This window comes from Cutibacterium sp. KB22876 (assembly GCF_059728865.1).
The window spans coordinates 140,500-158,598 of record NZ_AP040858.1; the positions used below are offsets into that span (position 1 = coordinate 140,500).

Consider the following 18,099-nt stretch of genomic DNA (forward strand, 5'->3'; position numbering starts at 1 on the left):
CGTCAACGCTCCTGAGGCTCCCGCTGCCCCAGCGACGACCCCCGCCGTTGTGGAGGGTTCCTCCGCCCCGGAGACCGCCCCCGCGACAACTGAGCCGGATACTCCGAGCCTTCCGGCCACCCCCAAGGTTTCCACCGAGTCGATTCCCTCGGCGAAGAACTCCGCGGCCACGAATCCGACCAAGATCGAGGAAACCGCCTGGATCTACGTCGCCACCGATCTGCGTACCGGAGCCGGCACGCAGTTCCGTTCCATGGGCAGGATCTCGGCGACCACCCGGGTCGTCATCCATGGCGAGGAGCGCAACGGCTGGGCCCCAATCCGCCACGGCGACACCAATGCCTGGATCCCCACCAGCGCTCTCACCACCGACCAGCCGCGAGCCCTGTGGACCTACATCTCCGCGGACCTGCGCACTGGCGCATCGTCCAGCTTCCGCTCCATGGGACGGACACGGGCTGCAAAGAAGATCGTCATCCGTGGCCCCGAGCGCAACGGCTGGGCCCCAGTTCTCTACGAGGGCAGCCAGGCATGGGTTCCCACCAACACCATGACGACGACCTACCCGCAGACCATGTGGGTGTACCTCTCCTCCGACCTTCGCACCGGTGCCTCCAGCTCCTTCCGCTCCATGGGACGCACGGCTTCCACCCATGCCCTCATCCGTCGTGGTCCGAACTACAACGGCTGGGCCCCGGTGCTGTACAGGAACACTCAGGGTTGGGTTCCTGCCAACACGGTGACGACCTGGCACCCCCAGACTCAATGGATCTACGTCGAGACCGAGCTGCGTACTGGCGCGTCAAACTCCTTCCGCTCCATGGGACGCACCCATGCCACGACCGTCATGGTCCGCCGTGGGCCGAACCACCATGGCTGGGCCCCAGTCTTCTACAAGGGTAAGCAGGGCTGGCTGCCAGGCAACACCGTCACCTCCACCCGTCCGCAAACCTTCTGGGTGAAGAGGGACCAGACGATGCGAACCGGTGCGTCGAACTCCTTCCGCTCGATGGGCACCGCCTACCAGGGCACCCGCGTCGTCCGTCGCGGTCCGAACCACAACGGCTGGATGCCGGTCGTCTTCAACTCCATGCAGAGCTGGATCCCGGTCTCTGCGGTGTCTTCCAAACCCGTCTCGGCACCGGTGAGTCTCCCGATCAACAACTCGGGTGCTCGTCTTGACCGCCGCTGCATGACGGGAACCGTCATCTGCGCCTCGAAGAACCAGCGCAAGCTGTGGATGGTGCAGAACGGGCGCATCCTCATCACCCTTGACGCTCGCTTCGGACGCGCCAGCGAGCCCACTGCCGAGGGCGTCAACACCGTGTACTGGAAAGACAAGAACCACGTCTCGAGCATTTACGGATCTCCGATGCCGTACTCGATGTTCTTCCACGGTGGTCAGGCGATCCACTACTCGTCGGACTTCTCCCGTCGTGGATGGAATGGTGCCTCGCATGGTTGCATCAACATCCGCAACATGTCCGGCCTGAAGTGGCTGTGGGATCACACCCCGACCGGACGCAAGATCATCGTCTTCAAGTGATTTGAGACACGGCGGCCTGCCTCCACCTGGAGGCAGGCCGTTATCGTGTCCTCGGCCAATGACAACCACGAGCACATGGCGGCCACGGAAACATGACAGTGGCGCCGCACCTGAAGGTGCGGCGCCACTGTGGTCTGTGTACCGGCGGTCAGCCCAGAGCCACCAGGCCCTGACCACCCTGGACGGCGTCACCGACAGCCACCAGGATGCCCTTGACGGTCCCATCCGCCGGGGCATTGATCTCGGTCTCCATCTTCATGGCCTCGAGGGTCAGGAGCACCTGACCAGCCTTGACGGCATCACCCTCGGCCACGAGGATCTTGGCAACGGTGCCAGCCAACGGAGCGGGAATCTCACCCTCTCCAGCCTTGCCGGCGCCGCCACCGGACGCCTTCATCGGGCCACCGGAGCCGCCTCCGAAGAGGATCGGCGCCATCGGCGTATTAGGGGTCTTGTCAACGTCAACGTCAACGTCGTAAGCGACGCCATTGACGGTCACCTTGAGCTTCATGTCAGTTTCTCCAGGTCAACGAATCGAATGGTTCTGCTGAGCCCTGCGTCCCTGACGGACCCAGGTCTCACTCGGGGCGAAACGGACGGCCTGAACCTTTCCGTCGTTGCCCAGGTAAGCCGAAACGGCGGCGCAGATGACGGCGAGCACGTCCTCAGGAACGTCCTTGCTCGTCTTCTTGAGCCGGGAAACCTCGGCCTCCAGCGCTGCGAGTCGCTTGTTCAGCGTCTCGATGACGAGTTCATTGTTCTCACTCATCTTGTCCTCCCATCAGCCTTCTTCACTCAGCACGGCATGACGCCGTGCTTCTTGGCCGGACGGGACTGGCGCTTGGTGGCGTAGGTCTCCAGTGCGGCGGTGATCTTGCGACGAGTGTCGGCGGGATCGATCACGTCATCAACCTGCCCACGAGCAGCAGCCACATAAGGCGTGTTGAAGGCGTTGCGGTACTCCTCGATCTTGGCAGCGCGAGTGGCTGCGGGATCCTCAGATTCCTTGATCTGGCGACGGAAGATGACGTTGGCGGCGCCATCGGCACCCATCACCGCGATCTCCGCACTCGGCCAGGCGTAGACGGCGTCGGCACCCAGGTCACGGTTGCACATGGCCAGGTAGGAACCGCCGTATGCCTTGCGCAGCACCACGGTGATCTTCGGGACGGTGGCCTCGGAGTAGGCGTACAGCATCTTCGCGCCATGGCGAATGATGCCGCCGTACTCCTGCTGGACACCAGGCAGGAAACCAGGAACGTCAACCAACTGCACCAACGGAATGTTGAAGGAGTCGCAGAAGGTGATGAACTCGGCAGCCTTGTCGGAGGCATTGATGTCGAGGCAGCCCGACATGACCTTCGGCTGGTTGGCCACGATGCCGACGGTACGACCGTTGACACGAGCAAAGGCGGTGACGATGTTGGTCGCCCAGCCAGCCTTCACCTCGAGATAATCGCCCCAGTCGACGATCTTGGCGATGACGTCGCGGACGTCGTAGCCCTTCTTGCCATCCAACGGAACGATCTCGCGCAGCTCGGGCTGCGGGGAGACGTCGCTGTTGGGATTGGAGATCTGGGCGTCCTCGGTATTGTTCTGCGGCAGGAAGCTCAGCAGCTTCTGCGCGATGAGCACCGCGGCGTCGTCGTCCTCGGCCACGAAGTGGATGTTGCCCGAGGTGGACATGTGCGCGTCGGCACCACCCAGGTCGTCAGCGGTGACCTCCTCGCCGGTGACCGACTTGATGACTCCGGGGCCCGTGATGAACATGTGGGCCTTCTTCGTCATGATGATGAAGTCGGTCAGAGCCGGGGAGTAGGAGGCGCCGCCGGCGCAGGGGCCGGCGATGATGGCGATCTGCGGCACGACGCCCGACAGCTTGACGTTCGCGTAGAACATCTTGCCGTAGCCGGACAGCGAGTCAATGCCCTCCTGGATTCGGGCGCCGCCCGAGTCGTAGAAGAACAGGAACGGGGTGCCGGTCAGCAGGGACTGCTCCATCGTCTCGACGACCTTGGTCGACTGGGTCTCACCAGCGGAACCACCCATGACGGTGAAGTCCTGGGAGGCGACGTGCACCGGGCGACCGTGAATGGTCGCGCGACCGGTGACGACACCGTCGGCGGGAACCTCGGCCTTGTCCATGCCGAAGAGGGTGGTGCGGTGCTTGCGGAACGCACCCACCTCGTCGAAGGAGTAGGCGTCGACGAGGTTGTCGATGCGCTCGCGGGCAGTTTGCTTGCCCTTATCACGCTGTTTCTCGAGTCGAGCCTCGCCACCTCCGAGCTCCACATTGTGGCGCTCGTCGGCAAGCTGCTCGATTCGGCCGGCCATGGTGTCGGCCAGCTTGATTGGTTTCTTCTCAGCCATGGTTGGCGATCATCCTCACGCAGGCTCGACGGTCACCTGGTGGTTGTTGCCACCGACCGTCACGTTGTAGTTGACCGGTCCGGCGATGCCGGCAGCGCCGGTGCCTTCCTTCTCGGCCTTCAGCTGTGCCTCGGTCATCGCGACGCTCTTCGGGCCCTCCGGACGCTCCTTGAGGAACTTCGGGGCGACTCCCGGGAACAGGGCGTTGGTGAGAACGTCCTCGTCGGTGCCGTCGAAGCCCTCGAGGCCCTTGGCCTGCTCAACCAGCTCATCCCACTCGGGCTCGAGCAGGTCGGCGGGACGGCAGTCGATCGGCTCCTTGCCGGTCTGCTTCTTGGCCATCTCGACGATGTCGGGGTTGAGCTCACCAATCGGCTTGCCGTAGTAGCCGAGCATCAGGTCGGCGAACTCGGCGGTGAGGTTCTTGTACTCGCCATTGCCCATGAGGACGTTGAACACGGCCTGGGTTCCGACGATCTGGGAGGACGGGGTGACCAGCGGCGGGTAACCGGCATCCTTGCGGACGCGCGGCACCTCCTTCATGACCTCGTCCATGCGGTCGCCAGCGCCCTGCGCCTCGAGCTGGGACTCCATGTTGGAGAGCATTCCGCCCGGGATCTGGGACTGGAAGATGTTGGTGTTGACCAGCGTCTTCGACTCGAACTTCTTGTACTTCGGACGAACCTTCTTGAAGTGGTCACGGATCTTGAGGAGGCGATCCATGTCGAGGTCAGTGGTGTACTCGGTGCCCTCGAGCATCTCGACGAGGGACTCGGTCGGGTTGTGGCCCGGACCGAGCGACATCGAGGAGATGGCGGTGTCGACGACGTCGACGCCAGCCTCGATGGCCTTCTGCAGGGTGACCAGGGTGACACCCGTGGTGGAGTGGCAGTGCAGGTTGATCTGCACGTCGGGGTGGTTCTCCTTGATGCCCTTGATGATGTCAAAGGCGGGCTGCGGCTTGAGGAGGGCCGCCATGTCCTTGAAGGCGATCGAATCGGCACCCATGTCGATCAGGCGATCGGCCTGCTTGATGAAGCTCTCCGGGGTGTGAATCGGGGAGGTGGTGTAGCAGATGGTGCCCTGAGCATGCTTGCCGGTCTTCTTGACGGCAGACATGGCGTGCTCGAGGTTACGCGGGTCGTTCAGTGCGTCGAAGACACGGAACACGTCCATGCCGTTCTCGGCCGACTTCTCGACGAACTTGTCGACGACCTCATCGTTGTAGTGACGGTAGCCCAGGAGGTTCTGGCCACGCAGCAGCATCTGCAGCCGGGAGTTCGGCAGCAGCTTGCGGAAGGTGCGCAGACGCTCCCACGGGTCTTCGTTGAGGAATCGGATGCAGGAATCGAAGGTAGCTCCACCCCAGCACTCAACGGACCAGAAGCCTGCCGCATCGATGTCGGCACAGGCATCGACCATGTCCTCCATGGCCATGCGGGTGGCAAGCAGGCTCTGATGCGCGTCGCGGAGCACGAGCTCGGTAACGCCAATCTTTCGCGGACTCATGGCTCCATGATTCCACTTGCCGAGAGCGTTTGGGACAGGTGGGCCCCTTTTTCACACTTGAACCGTGTTCAACTGATCAATTGCCCGTTGAGGATATCTCTGGGTGGAATCGTCGGTGACATGATGCAATTACGGCTGAGACCTTGTGCCCCACTCCCATGGTCCATCCGCAGGCCCTCATGGAACTACTCGAGAGCTCTGACGCCGCCCGCATCGTCATCGTCGATGTGTCCCCTTGCCGCCCTGGCGTGCCGCATGTCCCTGGAGCCCTTCCCTTCGATCTCGACGGCCCCATGAGCGACCAGTCGACCGGACTTCCCCACACGATGCCATCGGTGCCCCAGTTCCAGGCACGACTGCGCGAGCTGGGCGTCAATAATGACTCCCACGTCATCGTCACCGAGGACGACTTCCTTTTCGCATCCGCCCGGCCGTGGTGGATGATGCACGCCTGTGGCTTCGACAATGTGTCGATCCTGGAGGGTGGAAATGCCGGCTGGGTGGTCGCTGGCGGACACCTGACGACTGACATCACCCCGACGTTGGAGCCTGGCAATGTCACCCTGACTGCGATTCCTGGCGCCATCGTCGATGCCCGCTCCGCCGAGCGGTTTGCGGGCAAGGTCGCGGAGCCCCGCGTCGGGCTGCGTGCCGGTCACATACCGACGGCAACGAACTTGCCTTACACCCAGGTCATCGACGACGGCCGGATTCGCCCCGTCGAGGAGTTGCAACAGCTGGTCAACGATGCCGCAGGCGATCGTCCCATCGTCGCGACGTGCGGCTCCGGTGTGACAGCTTGCGTCATCGCGCTGGCCGCAACCCTGGCCGGACGCAAGGACGTCGGCATCTACGACGGCTCGTGGAGCGAGTGGGCGCGGCCCGGAGACACCCCGGTCGTCACCGAGGAGCGAGTCACCGCCACGGTCGCTTCGGGCACCACCCGACATCTCATCAGGCTGGAAAGTGTGATCGCACCCCCAAATCCTCATATCAATAGCATCGCGCAGTACCCGGTACTCAGCGCAGGTTAATCTCTCCTTGCATACTACCAATATCCATCATGGGGATACATTTCGACCCCAGGGGAGAAACAGTGACCATCCACAGAAGAACCTTCCTCGCCCTAACGGCCGCCACCTCAATTGATACTTCAGCCATTCGAGGGTGCGTAGAAGCTATCGATCATCTCGCCAGAGATGTGCCACTCGGAACTGAGGCAAGACAGTCACTCAACGACTATGCATCCATCCAAACATCGATTGACACTGGGGCACCGGATGTTCTGGGACAATTCCTAGGACTCAACGAAGTCGTTCTTACAGAAAGCCAGGATACTTCCACCCACCAAGGCCGTTTCCAAATAGTCACACTCACTCTCCGGTACGCCATCGACGACAATCACACCCGGGCCGAGACTATTCCCGTCATCCTGGCGCTCCAGGGATCTCATATCCAAAACATCATCATCCCCTCAGCCGATGACATCGGCACATTGCCAGAGCCTCTTCGCCAAGCGATCCTTGCACCACAAAAAGACATTCACCGCGGCGAACCCCCGGATCCAGCACCGTCAACTGCCGAACTTCACGAGATGGAGGCGCGAACCGATCCGGCGCTAAGCGAGAGATCAGCCGGCAAATCAGGCCGCTCCAAAGCAGCCGCATACGCCAACAAATACTGGTCGCACTACAGCGGCGCCTATCGCCGCTTTGATGGCTCGGGACGGGGAGGAGACTGCACGAACTTCGTCTCTCAATGCATGGAGGCATCTGGTTGGGGATACACCGGGAACCTAGTATGGAAGAATACAGACAGATCATGGTTCTACCTCAAATGGCCTCAGTACACCTCAGCATCATGGGTCAACATCGGAAAATTCCGATCATTTGCGCTAGCGAATAAACGCACCAGGCTCGCATCGCACTACTACGACATGTGGCACGGAAACGTCGTTCAATATGGATACAATAGTGCGTGGTATCATAGCATGATCGTCACAGGAAGAAGCGGAAAACAGCCGCTCCTAACCTATCACAGCACCAACACCCACAACATACCATTCTTTGCGCTTCAAAAGAGAGCTAATTCAGCTGGGAAAAAGAAGCACCTGGGACGGACAACACGGACACTTCACTTGATACTAATTCAGCTACCGCTCGGAGAGATCAATGAACATCAAAGATGTTCTAACGTATCTGATATGTGCCATCGTGGCCGCTGCTGCCGGGATTGGAGGCACGCTTCTGGTGCAGCATCATGATGACGAACTTCAGCCAAGTGACGTCGCCATAGCGGCCTACTTCGCCGAGGCCATATCAACCCCTGACACTATTGACAACGACCGCGTTCAGGACCTCGTCGCACCCAATACCGGCTGGGATGGTCATTCCAGGAAAGCCGAAGAGTGGGGCCAAGCCATTTTCAAGGCCTACCACGATGACACGCCGGACCAAACGAAGGAATCCTTATTTCCGAGGGGCCTCTTCCAACACGATCAGCGGACATCTATTCACGTTCGACAGCAGAACCAATCATGACCGTCATCATGACCTCCGTTGATGGAAAGTGGCTCGTCGACTGGAACGCAACAGTGCGGGCCAACGACACTCCACCTCCACCACTGCCATCGCACCGATGACCGCAAGAATCCCGGCCAATCCTCACCATAGGACTGGCCGGGATTCTGCACAGGCATACTCAGGCGTTGACCGAGGTGCCCTTCGAGCCAAGACGCTCACAGGCCTCGATGACGCGGGCAGCCATGCCAGCCTCAGCCTTCTTGCCCCACGAGCGCGGGTCGTACATCTTCTTGTTGCCGACCTCACCGTCGATCTTCAGCATGCCGCTGTAGTTGGAGAACATGTGATCGACAACCGGGCGGGAGAACGCGTACTGGGTGTCGGTGTCAACGTTCATCTTGATGACGCCGTAGGACACCGCGTCAGCGATCTCCTGAGCGGTGGAGCCAGAACCACCGTGGAATACGAGGTCGAACGGCTTGTCCTTGCCGTACTTCTTGCCGCACTCGTCCTGGATCTCCTTGAGGATCTCCGGACGCAGCTTGACGAAGCCGGGCTTGTAGGCGCCGTGGACGTTGCCGAAGGTGAGGGCGGTGATGTAGCGGCCCTTCTCCCCCAGGCCGAGGACCTCGAGGGTACGCATGCCGTCGGCGACGGTGGTGTACAACTTCTCGTTGATCTCACCGGTGACGCCGTCCTCCTCGCCACCAACAGCGCCGACCTCGATCTCGAGGATCAGCTTGGCCTTCGAGGTGCGAGAGAGCAGCTCCTCGGCGATCTGCAGGTTCTCCTCGACCTCGATGGCCGAGCCGTCCCACATGTGGGAGTTGAACAGCGGGTCCTGACCCTTGTCGACGCGCTCCTGCGAGATGGCGATGAGCGGGTTGACGTACTTGTCCAGCTTCTCCTTCTGGCAGTGGTCAGTGTGCAGGGCCACGTTGATCGGGTAGTTCTTGGCGACGACGTGGGCGTACTCGGCGAGAGCAACCGCGCCGGTCACCATGTCCTTGACCTTCTGACCCGACAGGTACTCAGCACCACCGGTGGAGATCTGGATGATGCCGTCGGAGCCAGCCTCGGTGAAGCCCTGGAGGGCAGCGTTGAGCGTCTGGGAGGAGGTCACGTTGATGGCCGGGTAGGCAAAGCCCTTCTCCTTCGCGCGATCGATCATCTCGCCGTAGACCTCGGGTGTTGCGATGGGCATATTGCGCCTTCCTGTATGAACTCGCGATGACGAGAGTTCATTCTTCCGCATTTACCCGGGTGATGTCAGTCCGGGACTCCAGCACGCTCAAAGGTGCTGCGCAACGCACATCAGTCGGCGGTGTCAACCCCTGCTTGCTCGACGCACACCCGGCCGCCCGACGCTATTGAGACTGCGGCGTCGATGTCTGCTGGCGGACAATCCAGCCAGGACAGCGGGACTTCCCACTGACGGCCATCGTCAGCATGGACGACGAGCCCGGGGCCCGACCCGATGGACGACCCACCCACCTTGATGGACGCCATGTCCTTCCAGCCGATCTCGTCCATGGTCGGTGCGGCGAAGTCCTCCTCCCCGGTCCGCAGTATCCGTCGCACGCTCAAACCGTCGGAGTCGACGATGAGGGCTGGCCCTTCCCCGACGTCGAGGAGATCCTTGCGCGCAGCATACAAACGCAAATTCTGAATGACGAAGAGCACCAGGAACAGCACCACCCAGGCACCGAACATCCACATCACGGTGGACAGTTCAAAGGCGTCAGCCGTCAACGCCCACAGCAGGCCACCGATGATGACGACGACGAGGGCTTGCACGGCAAGACGGAATCTCGTCGCGTGATGGTGGGCAACCCGGGAGGCACTCGGCACTGGATTGAACGCCACCACCAGTCGTCCTGGGTCCTCGGCGGGCTGTGTGCTCATGGCACGAGCCTAGGGGGTCGCGGTTTCCCTGTTCAGTCGGTGGGTAGGTTTGGGGCCTCGCACCACTGGGTCGTCCAGGCGTACATGGCGATCGCGGCAGCGGCTCCGGCATTCATCGAACGAGTTGACCCGTACTGGGTGATGGCCACCAACTGGTCGCAGCCTGCGACGACCTCGTCGGTCAGTCCAGAGCCTTCGGAGCCGAAGAGCAGGCAACAGTCCTGCGGGAGTCTTGCCGTTTCCAGCGGCACCGATCCGGGCAGGTTGTCCACGCCGACAGGGGTGATGCCGTGCTCGTCAAGCCACTCCAGGAAGGTGGGGACGTCCGGGTGGTGATAGACGTGCAAGTACCGATCGGTCACCATCGCACCGCGTCGGTTCCAGCGTCGTCGTCCCAGAATGTGCACAGCCGCGACGTTGAAGGCGTTTGCGGTGCGCACCACGGAACCGATGTTGAAGTCGTGCTCCCAGTTCTGGATGGCCACGTGCAACCGGGACCGTCGGGTGTCGAGGTCAGCGACGATGGCCTCCATCGTCCAGTATCGATAACGATCAACGACATTGCGTCGATCCCCCGATGCCAACAGTTCAGGATCGAGTCTTGGGTCGTCAGGCCACGGTTCGGGCATCGGCCCGACACCTACGACTGTGGTCGTCTTCTGACCGGGAATCTGCAGTGAGGGGGCCTCCGCGAGGCCGCCATCGGTCGGGGCACACACGAATCAAAGATAGTCTTGGCCCATGCCGAGTCTCCTCATGACCCTCCCTGTCCTGCTCACCCCCGCCTGGATGGACCCACAGGCCATCATCCAGGGCGCCGGTGCTGCAGCCCTGTGGATCGTCGCACTGATCGTCTTCGTGGAATGCGGCCTGGCCGTGTTCTTCATGCCCGGAGACTCTCTGCTTTTCGCCCTCGGAATGTTTGCTGCCGTGGGCGTCAACTCCTCCGTCCCACTGGTCCATTACGGGCCCCCGGCAACGACCCTCGTCGTCGTCAACCTCGTCCTCATCATCTGCGCCATTTCCGGAAACATCTGCGGTTACTGGATCGGCTACGTGGTGGGCCCCAAGCTCTTCCGGGAGCGAGAGGGGTTCATGGGCAAGGTGTTCTCGCCCAAGCACGTCGACACCACCCACGACTTCTTCCGCAAGCACGGGTCGGTGGCCCTCATCCTTGCCCGATTCGTGCCGATCGTCCGTACTTTCGTCACGATGATCGCTGGCGTGGGCCGGATGAACTTCCGCAAATTCATCACCTACACCGCCATCGGCGGCGTCCTCTGGGTGCTCATCGCCGTGCAGGCCGGTTACTTCCTGGGACAGATCCCCGTCATCCGCAACAACTTCGAGGCGGCTCTGCTCCTCATCATCGTGGTATCGGTGCTGCCGATGCTCTTCGAGTGGCTCAAGGCCCGCCGCAAGGGCCAGACCAGCCGACCTCAGTCGGCGGAACGTTCCCGCGTCGAGTGACGCTCGGCTCACAATGTGACGCGGGGCTGGCCAGCATCATGCTGACCAGCCCCTCTCTCGCGCTCATCGAACTCGTCTGCCACCCACCGCGGTCTGCCATGGCTGGCCCTGCCCTGGTTCGAGCCACCCTTCCTCCGGCGGGTTGGCAATGACCTTGTCACGTTCCGCGACGGCCTTGATCCACGCGTTGACGGGACCACTCCAGACCGTCGCCAGGACGGCAGCCACCGTCATGACTCCGATGACGTCAAAACCTCTCATGAACTCGTTGCCTCGCGAGAGTCTCCACATCCACACCAAGGACAGCACGGTGAACAGATAACGGTCGATGGCATGGCCACGACCCATAGTCACAGTCAGAACACAACCCGCCAGGGGGATGAGCAGGTACTGCACCCAACCCCCCGAATCCATGCCCAGGGCGAACGACGTCAGGACCGGACCAAGTGTCGTCTGACTCTCGCTGCGCCCAGCTGCCCACATGCCACAGACGACGAGGGCCCACAACACCGAGAAGCCGATGACGATGACCCGTGCCACGACGATGGCTGATGGCATGTCTGGCAACGAGGGCACATGGCCGTACTTGGGCTTGCTGTCAGGGGCGGAATTGGCCATGCCGCCATCATGTCACCCGAAACCGACGCGGGGGAGAGCCGTCAGGGTGTCTCAGGAGAAGAACGTCGCTCCCCCAGGTGGCCCTGGAGAGGGCTCGACGTCATCGTCACGGAACGGTGCGGCGTCTGCGAGAAGCTTCGTCAGGGCTTCCCCGCTGATGAGCCGGAAGGGGAAGGCGGCCCCGCTGCAACGTCGCACCAGTTCCTGCTCGTGCAGCGGTCCGTTCGAGCCCGCCAGGATGATGTTGCCGTAGCGACGCCCCTTGAGGGTCGACGACTCTGCGGCCAGACAGACATTGGAGAACACGTCGCCAGCGGCCCTGACGACCCTCTTGGTCCAGGCCAGAGGGGCCGAGTCGGCCAGGTTCGCCACGACGATGCCGTCAGTGTGCAGGATGCGCAGGACGTCGGTGAAGAACTCGACGGTGACCAGGTCAGCGGGCACTCTCGCACCGTCGAAGGCATCCAGGATGACGACGTCAGCGAAGTCCTCGCGCATGGCGGCGATCCCAGAGCGTCCGTCGACGGGCCGCACCTTGATCCCGGAACGAGGCGGAAGCGGGGCCTTGAGCCGCACTTCCTCGGTGAGCTCGGTATCCGGCTCACAGACGATCTGCGGGCTCGTCGGACGGGTGAACGCCACGTACCGTGCCAGACACATTCCTGCCCCGCCGACGTGAATGACGCGCATCCTCTCCCCCGCCGGGCGGTGGACGTCAAGGTGATCAGCGATACGTCCCATGTAGTCGAACTCGAGATGAGTGGGGTCATCCGGGTCGATCCAGGACTGATCAGCCCCGCCGACGCGGACAATCCATGCTCCTGGGGTGTCTGGATCGGGCACGAGACGCTCGTGCCGCTGGTGGAGGTCAGGGGCAATCACGGACTCGACCCTATCGAGGCTGTCGACGCTATTCGTCGCCACCCTTTTCCCTGCGGATCCGGTTGCGACCTGGTCCAGCGTTGCGAGCCCGCCCGGGACGACCCCCGTCGGGCGCGCACCGACTGTTCGTCCTCTCGTCCACCCGCGTTCACAAACCCGTGGGACCGCTGTCGCGCCCGTCTGCTCTGATGAAATGCGCGGCTGTGACGGAGAGTGTCCAGCCATGAGTGTCGAGGAGCCATACACATGTCGTCGATCAGTCGTCGCCACCTCATCCTGGGCGGGGCCGCCATCACCCTGGCCGGGGTAGCCGTTCACAAGGGCTGGCCAGCCAACGCTGCCCCTTACACCACCACCGGGGTGGTCGAGGATGGGCCCGGTATCCGTGGCTGCATCGCCTTGCTGCCCGACACCCAGTTCTATTCACGATACGGCGTAGCCACCGCCGACCTCTTCACCAAGCAGTACCCCGGACTACCCAACCCGTATGACTGCCAGACGAAGTGGATTGCCGACAACACGAAGACCTACCGGATCGAGATGACTCACCACTTGGGTGACGTCGTCGATCAGTCCGGCAATGGCCACGAAGACCAGTTCGTCGTCGCCTCCCGCGCCATGAAGATCATGGACGACGCCAAGGTGTCGTACTCGATCATCCCCGGCAACCACGACGTCGCTAACGACTTCAAGTACTACCGCACGTGGTTCCCGAAATCTCGGCAGAAGTCGTCACCCAGTTTCAAGGCCATGGGCCCCAGCGGACTGTCCAACTGGCACGCATTCTCCGTCGCCGGAGTACCGATGATGGCGGTCAACGTCCCGTGGGGTTCCGACACTGCCGACCTCGACTGGGCCGAGTCGGTGCTCAACGCCCACCCGACGGTGCCGACAATCATCACGACCCACCAGATCATCGACATCTCGCCGGAGGGGACCGCCCTGTCGACCGCCTTCGGCCAGCGCATCTGGGACCGCCTCGTCAAGACCCACAACCAGGTGTTCCTCACCATCAACGGTCACCACCACGGAGCGACGAACCGCATCCTCACCAATGACGCCGGTCAGCCGGTGTTCCAGCAACTCCTCGACTACCAGATGGCCTACCAGGGTGGCAACGGACTCATGGCACTCATGGAGTTCGACTTCACCCACAACCAGTTGTCGCAGACGGCCTTCTCACCGTGGGTGCCGCTCAAGGGAGCCAAGGCCAACTCCTTGGACCGCGCCCTGTTGGAGGGGCCCGGCGACACGTGGTCGACGCACTTCGACTTCGCATCCCGGTTCGCCTCCTTCGGCGCTGACTTCCACCCGACCGGCGAGGTTCCCTCGGCCACCAAGGCGCTGCGCGACCATCTTCTGAAGACTTTTACCCCGATCGCCGAGCTGCCACTCGTGCCACCGGTTAACGATCAGGACTACCCCAAGGTTCCCGGCACCGTGGCGCACTGGCGGCCGACGTCGGTCGACGGAAAACTCATCGAGAAGGACATCACCGAGAACGGCAACGACATGAAGCTCATGGTGGCCGGCCTCGCCCCGGACTCGGCCGCCCTCGTCGACGATCACATGAACTACTCGTCCGGAATGCAGGCCATCAAGCTCGTACCGGCGTCCAAGGGCAACTTCTCGTACTTCGCCACGAGCAAGGACGCCCCCATCAACAAGGAACGGTTCACGAAGGGCTACACCTTCGAAACCTTCATCAATATCGACAAGGACTACAGCGACCCCAACTACTGGAGCGCCTTCCTGAGCCGAGGCGGCACGCGCAACGACCTGCCGAACTTCAACGTCCCCGGTGCCGACGACAGTGATCTGGACGAGCCGCCGATGGCAGGGGCGATCTCAAGCCTCAAGGAGATCCAATGGGCGTTCACCGACATCGCCCCCGTCGGCATGGGCTACTCTGACTGGTCCGGCGACGTCGACCTGGGCAAGTGGTACCACATCGCGGTCGTCGACGACCCTGCCGAGGGTTCGGTCGTCATGTACGTCAATAGCGTACCCATGTTGCGCAACCAGTACGGCACCAAGGGGCAGGCCCACGGCATCAACGGCTTCGACGACCTGCCGTGGATCATCGGAGGCAGCACTTACGGCGGCGCCATGGACAAGGGCTTCTTCGGGCTCATCGGTGAGATGCGCTTCATCGACCATCCGACCACGCCTGAGCAGTGGCTCACGGCGCGCGCCACCAAGTCTTCTCCCACGCCGGCTTCCTCCACGACGCCGACCTCGACCTCTACCACCACCCCGTCGGGAACGGCATCCTCGACGACCCCGTCGGCAACGACACCCTCGACGACCCAGTCGCCCGCGGCCCCATCGTCTGGGCCCTCAGTGACGGCACCGTCGATCTTCCCGGGCCGCGCTCAGCATCCGTCGAGGTTGCCGCGCACCGGTCGCTGAGACCGGCACATCGCTGACCTGTGGGTGTTGGGGCCGCGAACTCACGGCCCCAACACCCACAGGTTCGAAAACTCGGCTGACCCGTCATCGGCTCGTCAGGCCGTCGGAGTCCGCGGCGACGTCGAAGGTGACCATGTCCCCGTCCTGCACCTGACCGGAGAGCACCTTGCGAGCCAACTGGTCTTCGATGGTGGTCTGTATCAGACGACGCAGCGGCCGGGCGCCGTACACCGGATCGAATCCCGTGGTCGCGAGCCATTCCTTGGCGGCATCAGTGGTCTCGACGGTGATCCTGCGATCAGCGAGCCTCGAGTTCAACTTGGCCAGGTTCGTCTCGACGATCCGAGCAAGATCCTCACGGGACAGCGGGTCGAACATCACGACGTCGTCGAGTCGGTTCAGGAACTCGGGACGGAATGCCGCACGCACCGCATTCATGACGGCCTCGTGCTTGGCCCTGTCATCGAGGTTCGGATCCGACAGGAACTGGCTACCGAGGTTGCTCGTCAGCACCAGGATGGTGTTTCGGAAGTCGACCGTACGACCCTGACCGTCGGTGAGACGGCCGTCATCGAGCACCTGCAGCAGAATGTTGAAGACGTCCGGATGAGCCTTCTCCACCTCGTCGAGGAGGATGACCGAGTATGGACGACGCCGCACCGCCTCGGTGAGCTGACCTCCCTCCTCGTATCCGACGTAGCCCGGAGGGGCACCGACCAGGCGCGAGACGGAGTGTTTCTCCATGTACTCGCTCATGTCGATGCGGACCATGGCGGTCTCGTCGTCGAAGAGGAACTGGGCCAGGGACTTGGCCAGCTCGGTCTTGCCGACGCCGGTCGGTCCGAGGAAGAGGAAGGATCCGGTGGGCCGGTTCGGGTCGGAGATGCCCGCCCGGGAACGACGCACCGCGTCCGACACCGTCTTGACGGCGCGCTCCTGGCCGATGAGGCGTTCGTGCAGGCGCTCCTCCATGTGGAGCAACTTCTCCTGCTCGCCCTGCATCATTCGACCGACGGGGATGCCGGTCCACGAGGACACGACCTCGGCGATGTCGGAGGTGCCGACCTCCTCGGAGACCATCCGGGAGCCGTTCTCCTCGGCCTTGTCAGCCGCCTCAGCCTCCTTCTCCAGGGCCGGGATCTGGCCGTAGAGGATCTCGGAGGCCTTGCCGAAGTCACCCTCACGCTGGTACTTCTCGGCGGAGGTGCGCAACTGATCGATGCGGGTCTTGAGCTCGCCGACCTCGTTGAGGCTGGCCTTCTCGGCCTCCCAGCGGGTCTCGAGCCCGCGCAGGGTCTCCTCCTTGTCGGCCATCTCGGCGCGCAGCCTCTGCAGACGCTGCTTGCTGGCCGGGTCCTCCTCCTTCTCGACGGCGAAGATCTCCATCTTCATGCGGTCGACCTCACGACGCAGGGTGTCGATCTCCTCCGGGGAGGAGTCGATCTCCATGCGAAGACGGGAGGCAGCCTCGTCAATCAGGTCGATGGCCTTGTCAGGGAGCTGACGCGCGGTGATGTACCGGTTGGACAGGCTAGCGGCCGCGACGAGGGCACCGTCGGTGATCCGTACCTTGTGATGGGCCTCGTAGCGCTCCCGCAGACCACGCAGGATGGCGATGGTGTCCTCCACCGAGGGCTCACCGACGAAGACCTGCTGGAAACGACGCTCCAGGGCAGGGTCCTTCTCGATGTGCTCGCGGTACTCGTCAAGGGTGGTCGCGCCGATCATCCGCAGCTCACCGCGAGCCAGCATCGGCTTGAGCATATTGCCGGCGTCCATCGCGCCTTCGCCAGAAGCTCCGGCACCGACGACGGTGTGCAGCTCATCGATGAAGGTGATGACGTGCCCCTCGGCCTCCTTGATCTCGTTGAGGACGGCCTTGAGACGTTCCTCGAACTCGCCGCGGTACTTGGCGCCCGCGACCATCGAGGACAGGTCCAGGGAGACGACCCGGCGACCCTTCAGGGAGTCGGGGACGTCCCCGGCCACCACTCGCTGGGCCAGCCCCTCGACGACGGCGGTCTTGCCGACACCGGGCTCGCCGATGAGGACCGGGTTGTTCTTGGTACGTCGCGCCAGGACCTGGACGACGCGACGGATCTCCTGGTCGCGACCGATGACTGGGTCGAGCTTGCCGGAGCGAGCGCGCTCGGTGAGATCGACGGAGTACTTGGCCAGGGCGGACTCTCCGCCCTCGGACTCCTCGGAGGTGACGCGACGGTCACCACGTCCCTCGTTGAAAGCGGACGCCAGGGAATCGGGCTTGAGGCCGAGACCCGCGAGACCGCTCTGGACGTCGGAGGGAACCGCCGTCAGGGAGATGAGGAGGTGTTCGGTGGCGACGAAGGAGTCACCCATGGCCTCAGCACGGTTCTGTGCGTCGGCAATCACCCGAGCAAGGGCACCCGAGAGCTGCGGCTGGGCGACGGATGCTCCCGAGCTCGACGGCAGGGCACGCATGGCGGTAGTTGCGACGGCGTCAACCCGTTGCGGATCGATGCCCAGGCCAGCCACCAGGGGGCCGACGGTGTTGTCCGGGATGGTGAAAAGAGCATGAAGAAGATGCGAGGGCTCCACGGACGGATTCCCGTGGGCCAACGCGTGCCGAGTGGCGGCGGTGACCGCGTCACGGCTCATCGTGGTGAGATTGGTGTCCATTACCTGCCTCGCTGAAGTTGAGTTGCTATGACTCAAGTATGGACCTTCATTCGGCGCAGTCAAGTAGGGTTGAGCTCCATCGACTCAACTATGCCGACAGCAGAGGAACGCACCTCGTCACGACCACCAAATCCCCTTGTCACCGACAAAATACGGCGACGCCGCACCTCACAGCACGGCGTCGCCAATTGTCATCGCTGCGACAGC

The 18,099-nt window shown here is 62.7% G+C and carries 15 protein-coding genes and 2 pseudogenes; 7 read left to right on the forward strand and 10 right to left on the reverse strand.

The features are described from left to right. Positions 1–253 precede the first annotated feature (253 nt). Both AC6I1W_RS00665 and AC6I1W_RS00670 read left to right on the forward strand, forming a co-directional pair. A pseudogene (locus tag AC6I1W_RS00665) lies at positions 254–304 on the forward strand (hypothetical protein); the annotation flags it as partial. Positions 305–1,192: 888 nt separating this feature from the next. Further along, complete coding sequence (locus AC6I1W_RS00670) at positions 1,193–1,546, forward strand: L,D-transpeptidase (RefSeq protein WP_065673561.1); 354 nt, start codon at positions 1,193–1,195, stop codon at positions 1,544–1,546. Positions 1,547–1,694: 148 nt separating this feature from the next. Here the strand turns inward: AC6I1W_RS00670 and AC6I1W_RS00675 are convergent, their stop codons facing one another. Genes AC6I1W_RS00675 through AC6I1W_RS00690 form a run of 4 tightly spaced genes read right to left on the reverse strand, consistent with a single transcriptional unit; the run spans position 1,695 to position 5,425 of the window. Then, positions 1,695–2,057, reverse strand: a complete 363-nt coding sequence (locus AC6I1W_RS00675) for a biotin/lipoyl-containing protein (protein WP_063279339.1) — start codon at positions 2,055–2,057, stop codon at positions 1,695–1,697. Between the two features lie 15 nt (positions 2,058–2,072). After that, complete coding sequence (locus AC6I1W_RS00680) at positions 2,073–2,315, reverse strand: hypothetical protein (protein ID WP_004809241.1); 243 nt, start codon at positions 2,313–2,315, stop codon at positions 2,073–2,075. A 26-nt stretch (positions 2,316–2,341) separates the two neighbouring features. Continuing rightward, complete coding sequence (locus tag AC6I1W_RS00685; RefSeq protein WP_117189422.1) at positions 2,342–3,916, reverse strand: acyl-CoA carboxylase subunit beta; 1,575 nt, start codon at positions 3,914–3,916, stop codon at positions 2,342–2,344. 15 nt (positions 3,917–3,931) lie between these two features. Beyond that, a complete protein-coding gene (locus AC6I1W_RS00690; protein ID WP_270236213.1) occupies positions 3,932–5,425 on the reverse strand; it encodes a methylmalonyl-CoA carboxytransferase subunit 5S in 1,494 nt (497 codons plus the stop codon). A gap of 158 nt (positions 5,426–5,583) precedes the next feature. Here AC6I1W_RS00690 and AC6I1W_RS00695 point away from each other — a divergent pair, with 158 nt between their 5' ends. From AC6I1W_RS00695 to AC6I1W_RS00705, 3 genes and pseudogenes are all read left to right on the forward strand, one after another. Then, on the forward strand, positions 5,584–6,459 hold the full coding sequence (locus AC6I1W_RS00695) for a sulfurtransferase (RefSeq protein WP_270236211.1): 876 nt from the start codon (positions 5,584–5,586) through the stop codon (positions 6,457–6,459). 560 nt (positions 6,460–7,019) lie between these two features. After that, positions 7,020–7,688, forward strand: coding sequence for an amidase domain-containing protein (locus AC6I1W_RS00700; RefSeq protein ID WP_493536885.1), 669 nt, complete (start codon positions 7,020–7,022; stop codon positions 7,686–7,688). Next, positions 7,636–8,066: pseudogene (locus tag AC6I1W_RS00705) on the forward strand (hypothetical protein). The gene AC6I1W_RS00700 and the pseudogene AC6I1W_RS00705 overlap by 53 nt, the downstream one beginning before the upstream one ends. Positions 8,067–8,125: 59 nt before the next feature. On the opposite strand, the gene fbaA reads toward AC6I1W_RS00705, so the two are convergent. The 3 genes from fbaA to AC6I1W_RS00720 all read right to left on the reverse strand — a co-directional run bounded on the left by fbaA (position 8,126) and on the right by AC6I1W_RS00720 (position 10,481). After that, the gene (gene fbaA / locus AC6I1W_RS00710; protein ID WP_065673526.1) at positions 8,126–9,151 is read right to left on the reverse strand and encodes a class II fructose-bisphosphate aldolase; all 1,026 of its coding nucleotides are present in this window, start codon (positions 9,149–9,151) and stop codon (positions 8,126–8,128) included. Positions 9,152–9,261: 110 nt separating this feature from the next. Then, a complete protein-coding gene (locus tag AC6I1W_RS00715; RefSeq protein ID WP_270236466.1) occupies positions 9,262–9,744 on the reverse strand; it encodes a hypothetical protein in 483 nt (160 codons plus the stop codon). A 140-nt stretch (positions 9,745–9,884) separates the two neighbouring features. Beyond that, positions 9,885–10,481 carry a TrmH family RNA methyltransferase gene (locus tag AC6I1W_RS00720; protein WP_333490123.1) on the reverse strand — a complete coding sequence of 199 codons (597 nt, stop codon included), beginning with the start codon at positions 10,479–10,481 and terminating at the stop codon, positions 9,885–9,887. A 112-nt stretch (positions 10,482–10,593) separates the two neighbouring features. Here AC6I1W_RS00720 and AC6I1W_RS00725 point away from each other — a divergent pair, with 112 nt between their 5' ends. Then, the gene (locus tag AC6I1W_RS00725) at positions 10,594–11,322 is read left to right on the forward strand and encodes a DedA family protein (RefSeq protein WP_270236208.1); all 729 of its coding nucleotides are present in this window, start codon (positions 10,594–10,596) and stop codon (positions 11,320–11,322) included. A gap of 63 nt (positions 11,323–11,385) precedes the next feature. Here AC6I1W_RS00725 and AC6I1W_RS00730 read toward each other — a convergent pair whose 3' ends face one another. Both AC6I1W_RS00730 and AC6I1W_RS00735 read right to left on the reverse strand, forming a co-directional pair. Then, positions 11,386–11,880: a hypothetical protein gene (locus tag AC6I1W_RS00730; protein ID WP_174266651.1), complete on the reverse strand. Its 495-nt coding sequence runs from the start codon at positions 11,878–11,880 to the stop codon at positions 11,386–11,388. Between the two features lie 111 nt (positions 11,881–11,991). Further along, positions 11,992–12,819: a fused MFS/spermidine synthase gene (locus AC6I1W_RS00735; RefSeq protein WP_493536886.1), complete on the reverse strand. Its 828-nt coding sequence runs from the start codon at positions 12,817–12,819 to the stop codon at positions 11,992–11,994. A 249-nt stretch (positions 12,820–13,068) separates the two neighbouring features. On the opposite strand from AC6I1W_RS00735, the gene AC6I1W_RS00740 reads away from it, so the two are divergent. Beyond that, complete coding sequence (locus AC6I1W_RS00740) at positions 13,069–15,234, forward strand: LamG-like jellyroll fold domain-containing protein (protein ID WP_065673529.1); 2,166 nt, start codon at positions 13,069–13,071, stop codon at positions 15,232–15,234. A gap of 84 nt (positions 15,235–15,318) precedes the next feature. On the opposite strand, the gene clpB is transcribed toward AC6I1W_RS00740, so the two are convergent. Further along, complete coding sequence (gene clpB, locus AC6I1W_RS00745) at positions 15,319–17,892, reverse strand: ATP-dependent chaperone ClpB (RefSeq protein WP_270236205.1); 2,574 nt, start codon at positions 17,890–17,892, stop codon at positions 15,319–15,321. Positions 17,893–18,099 lie beyond the last annotated feature (207 nt).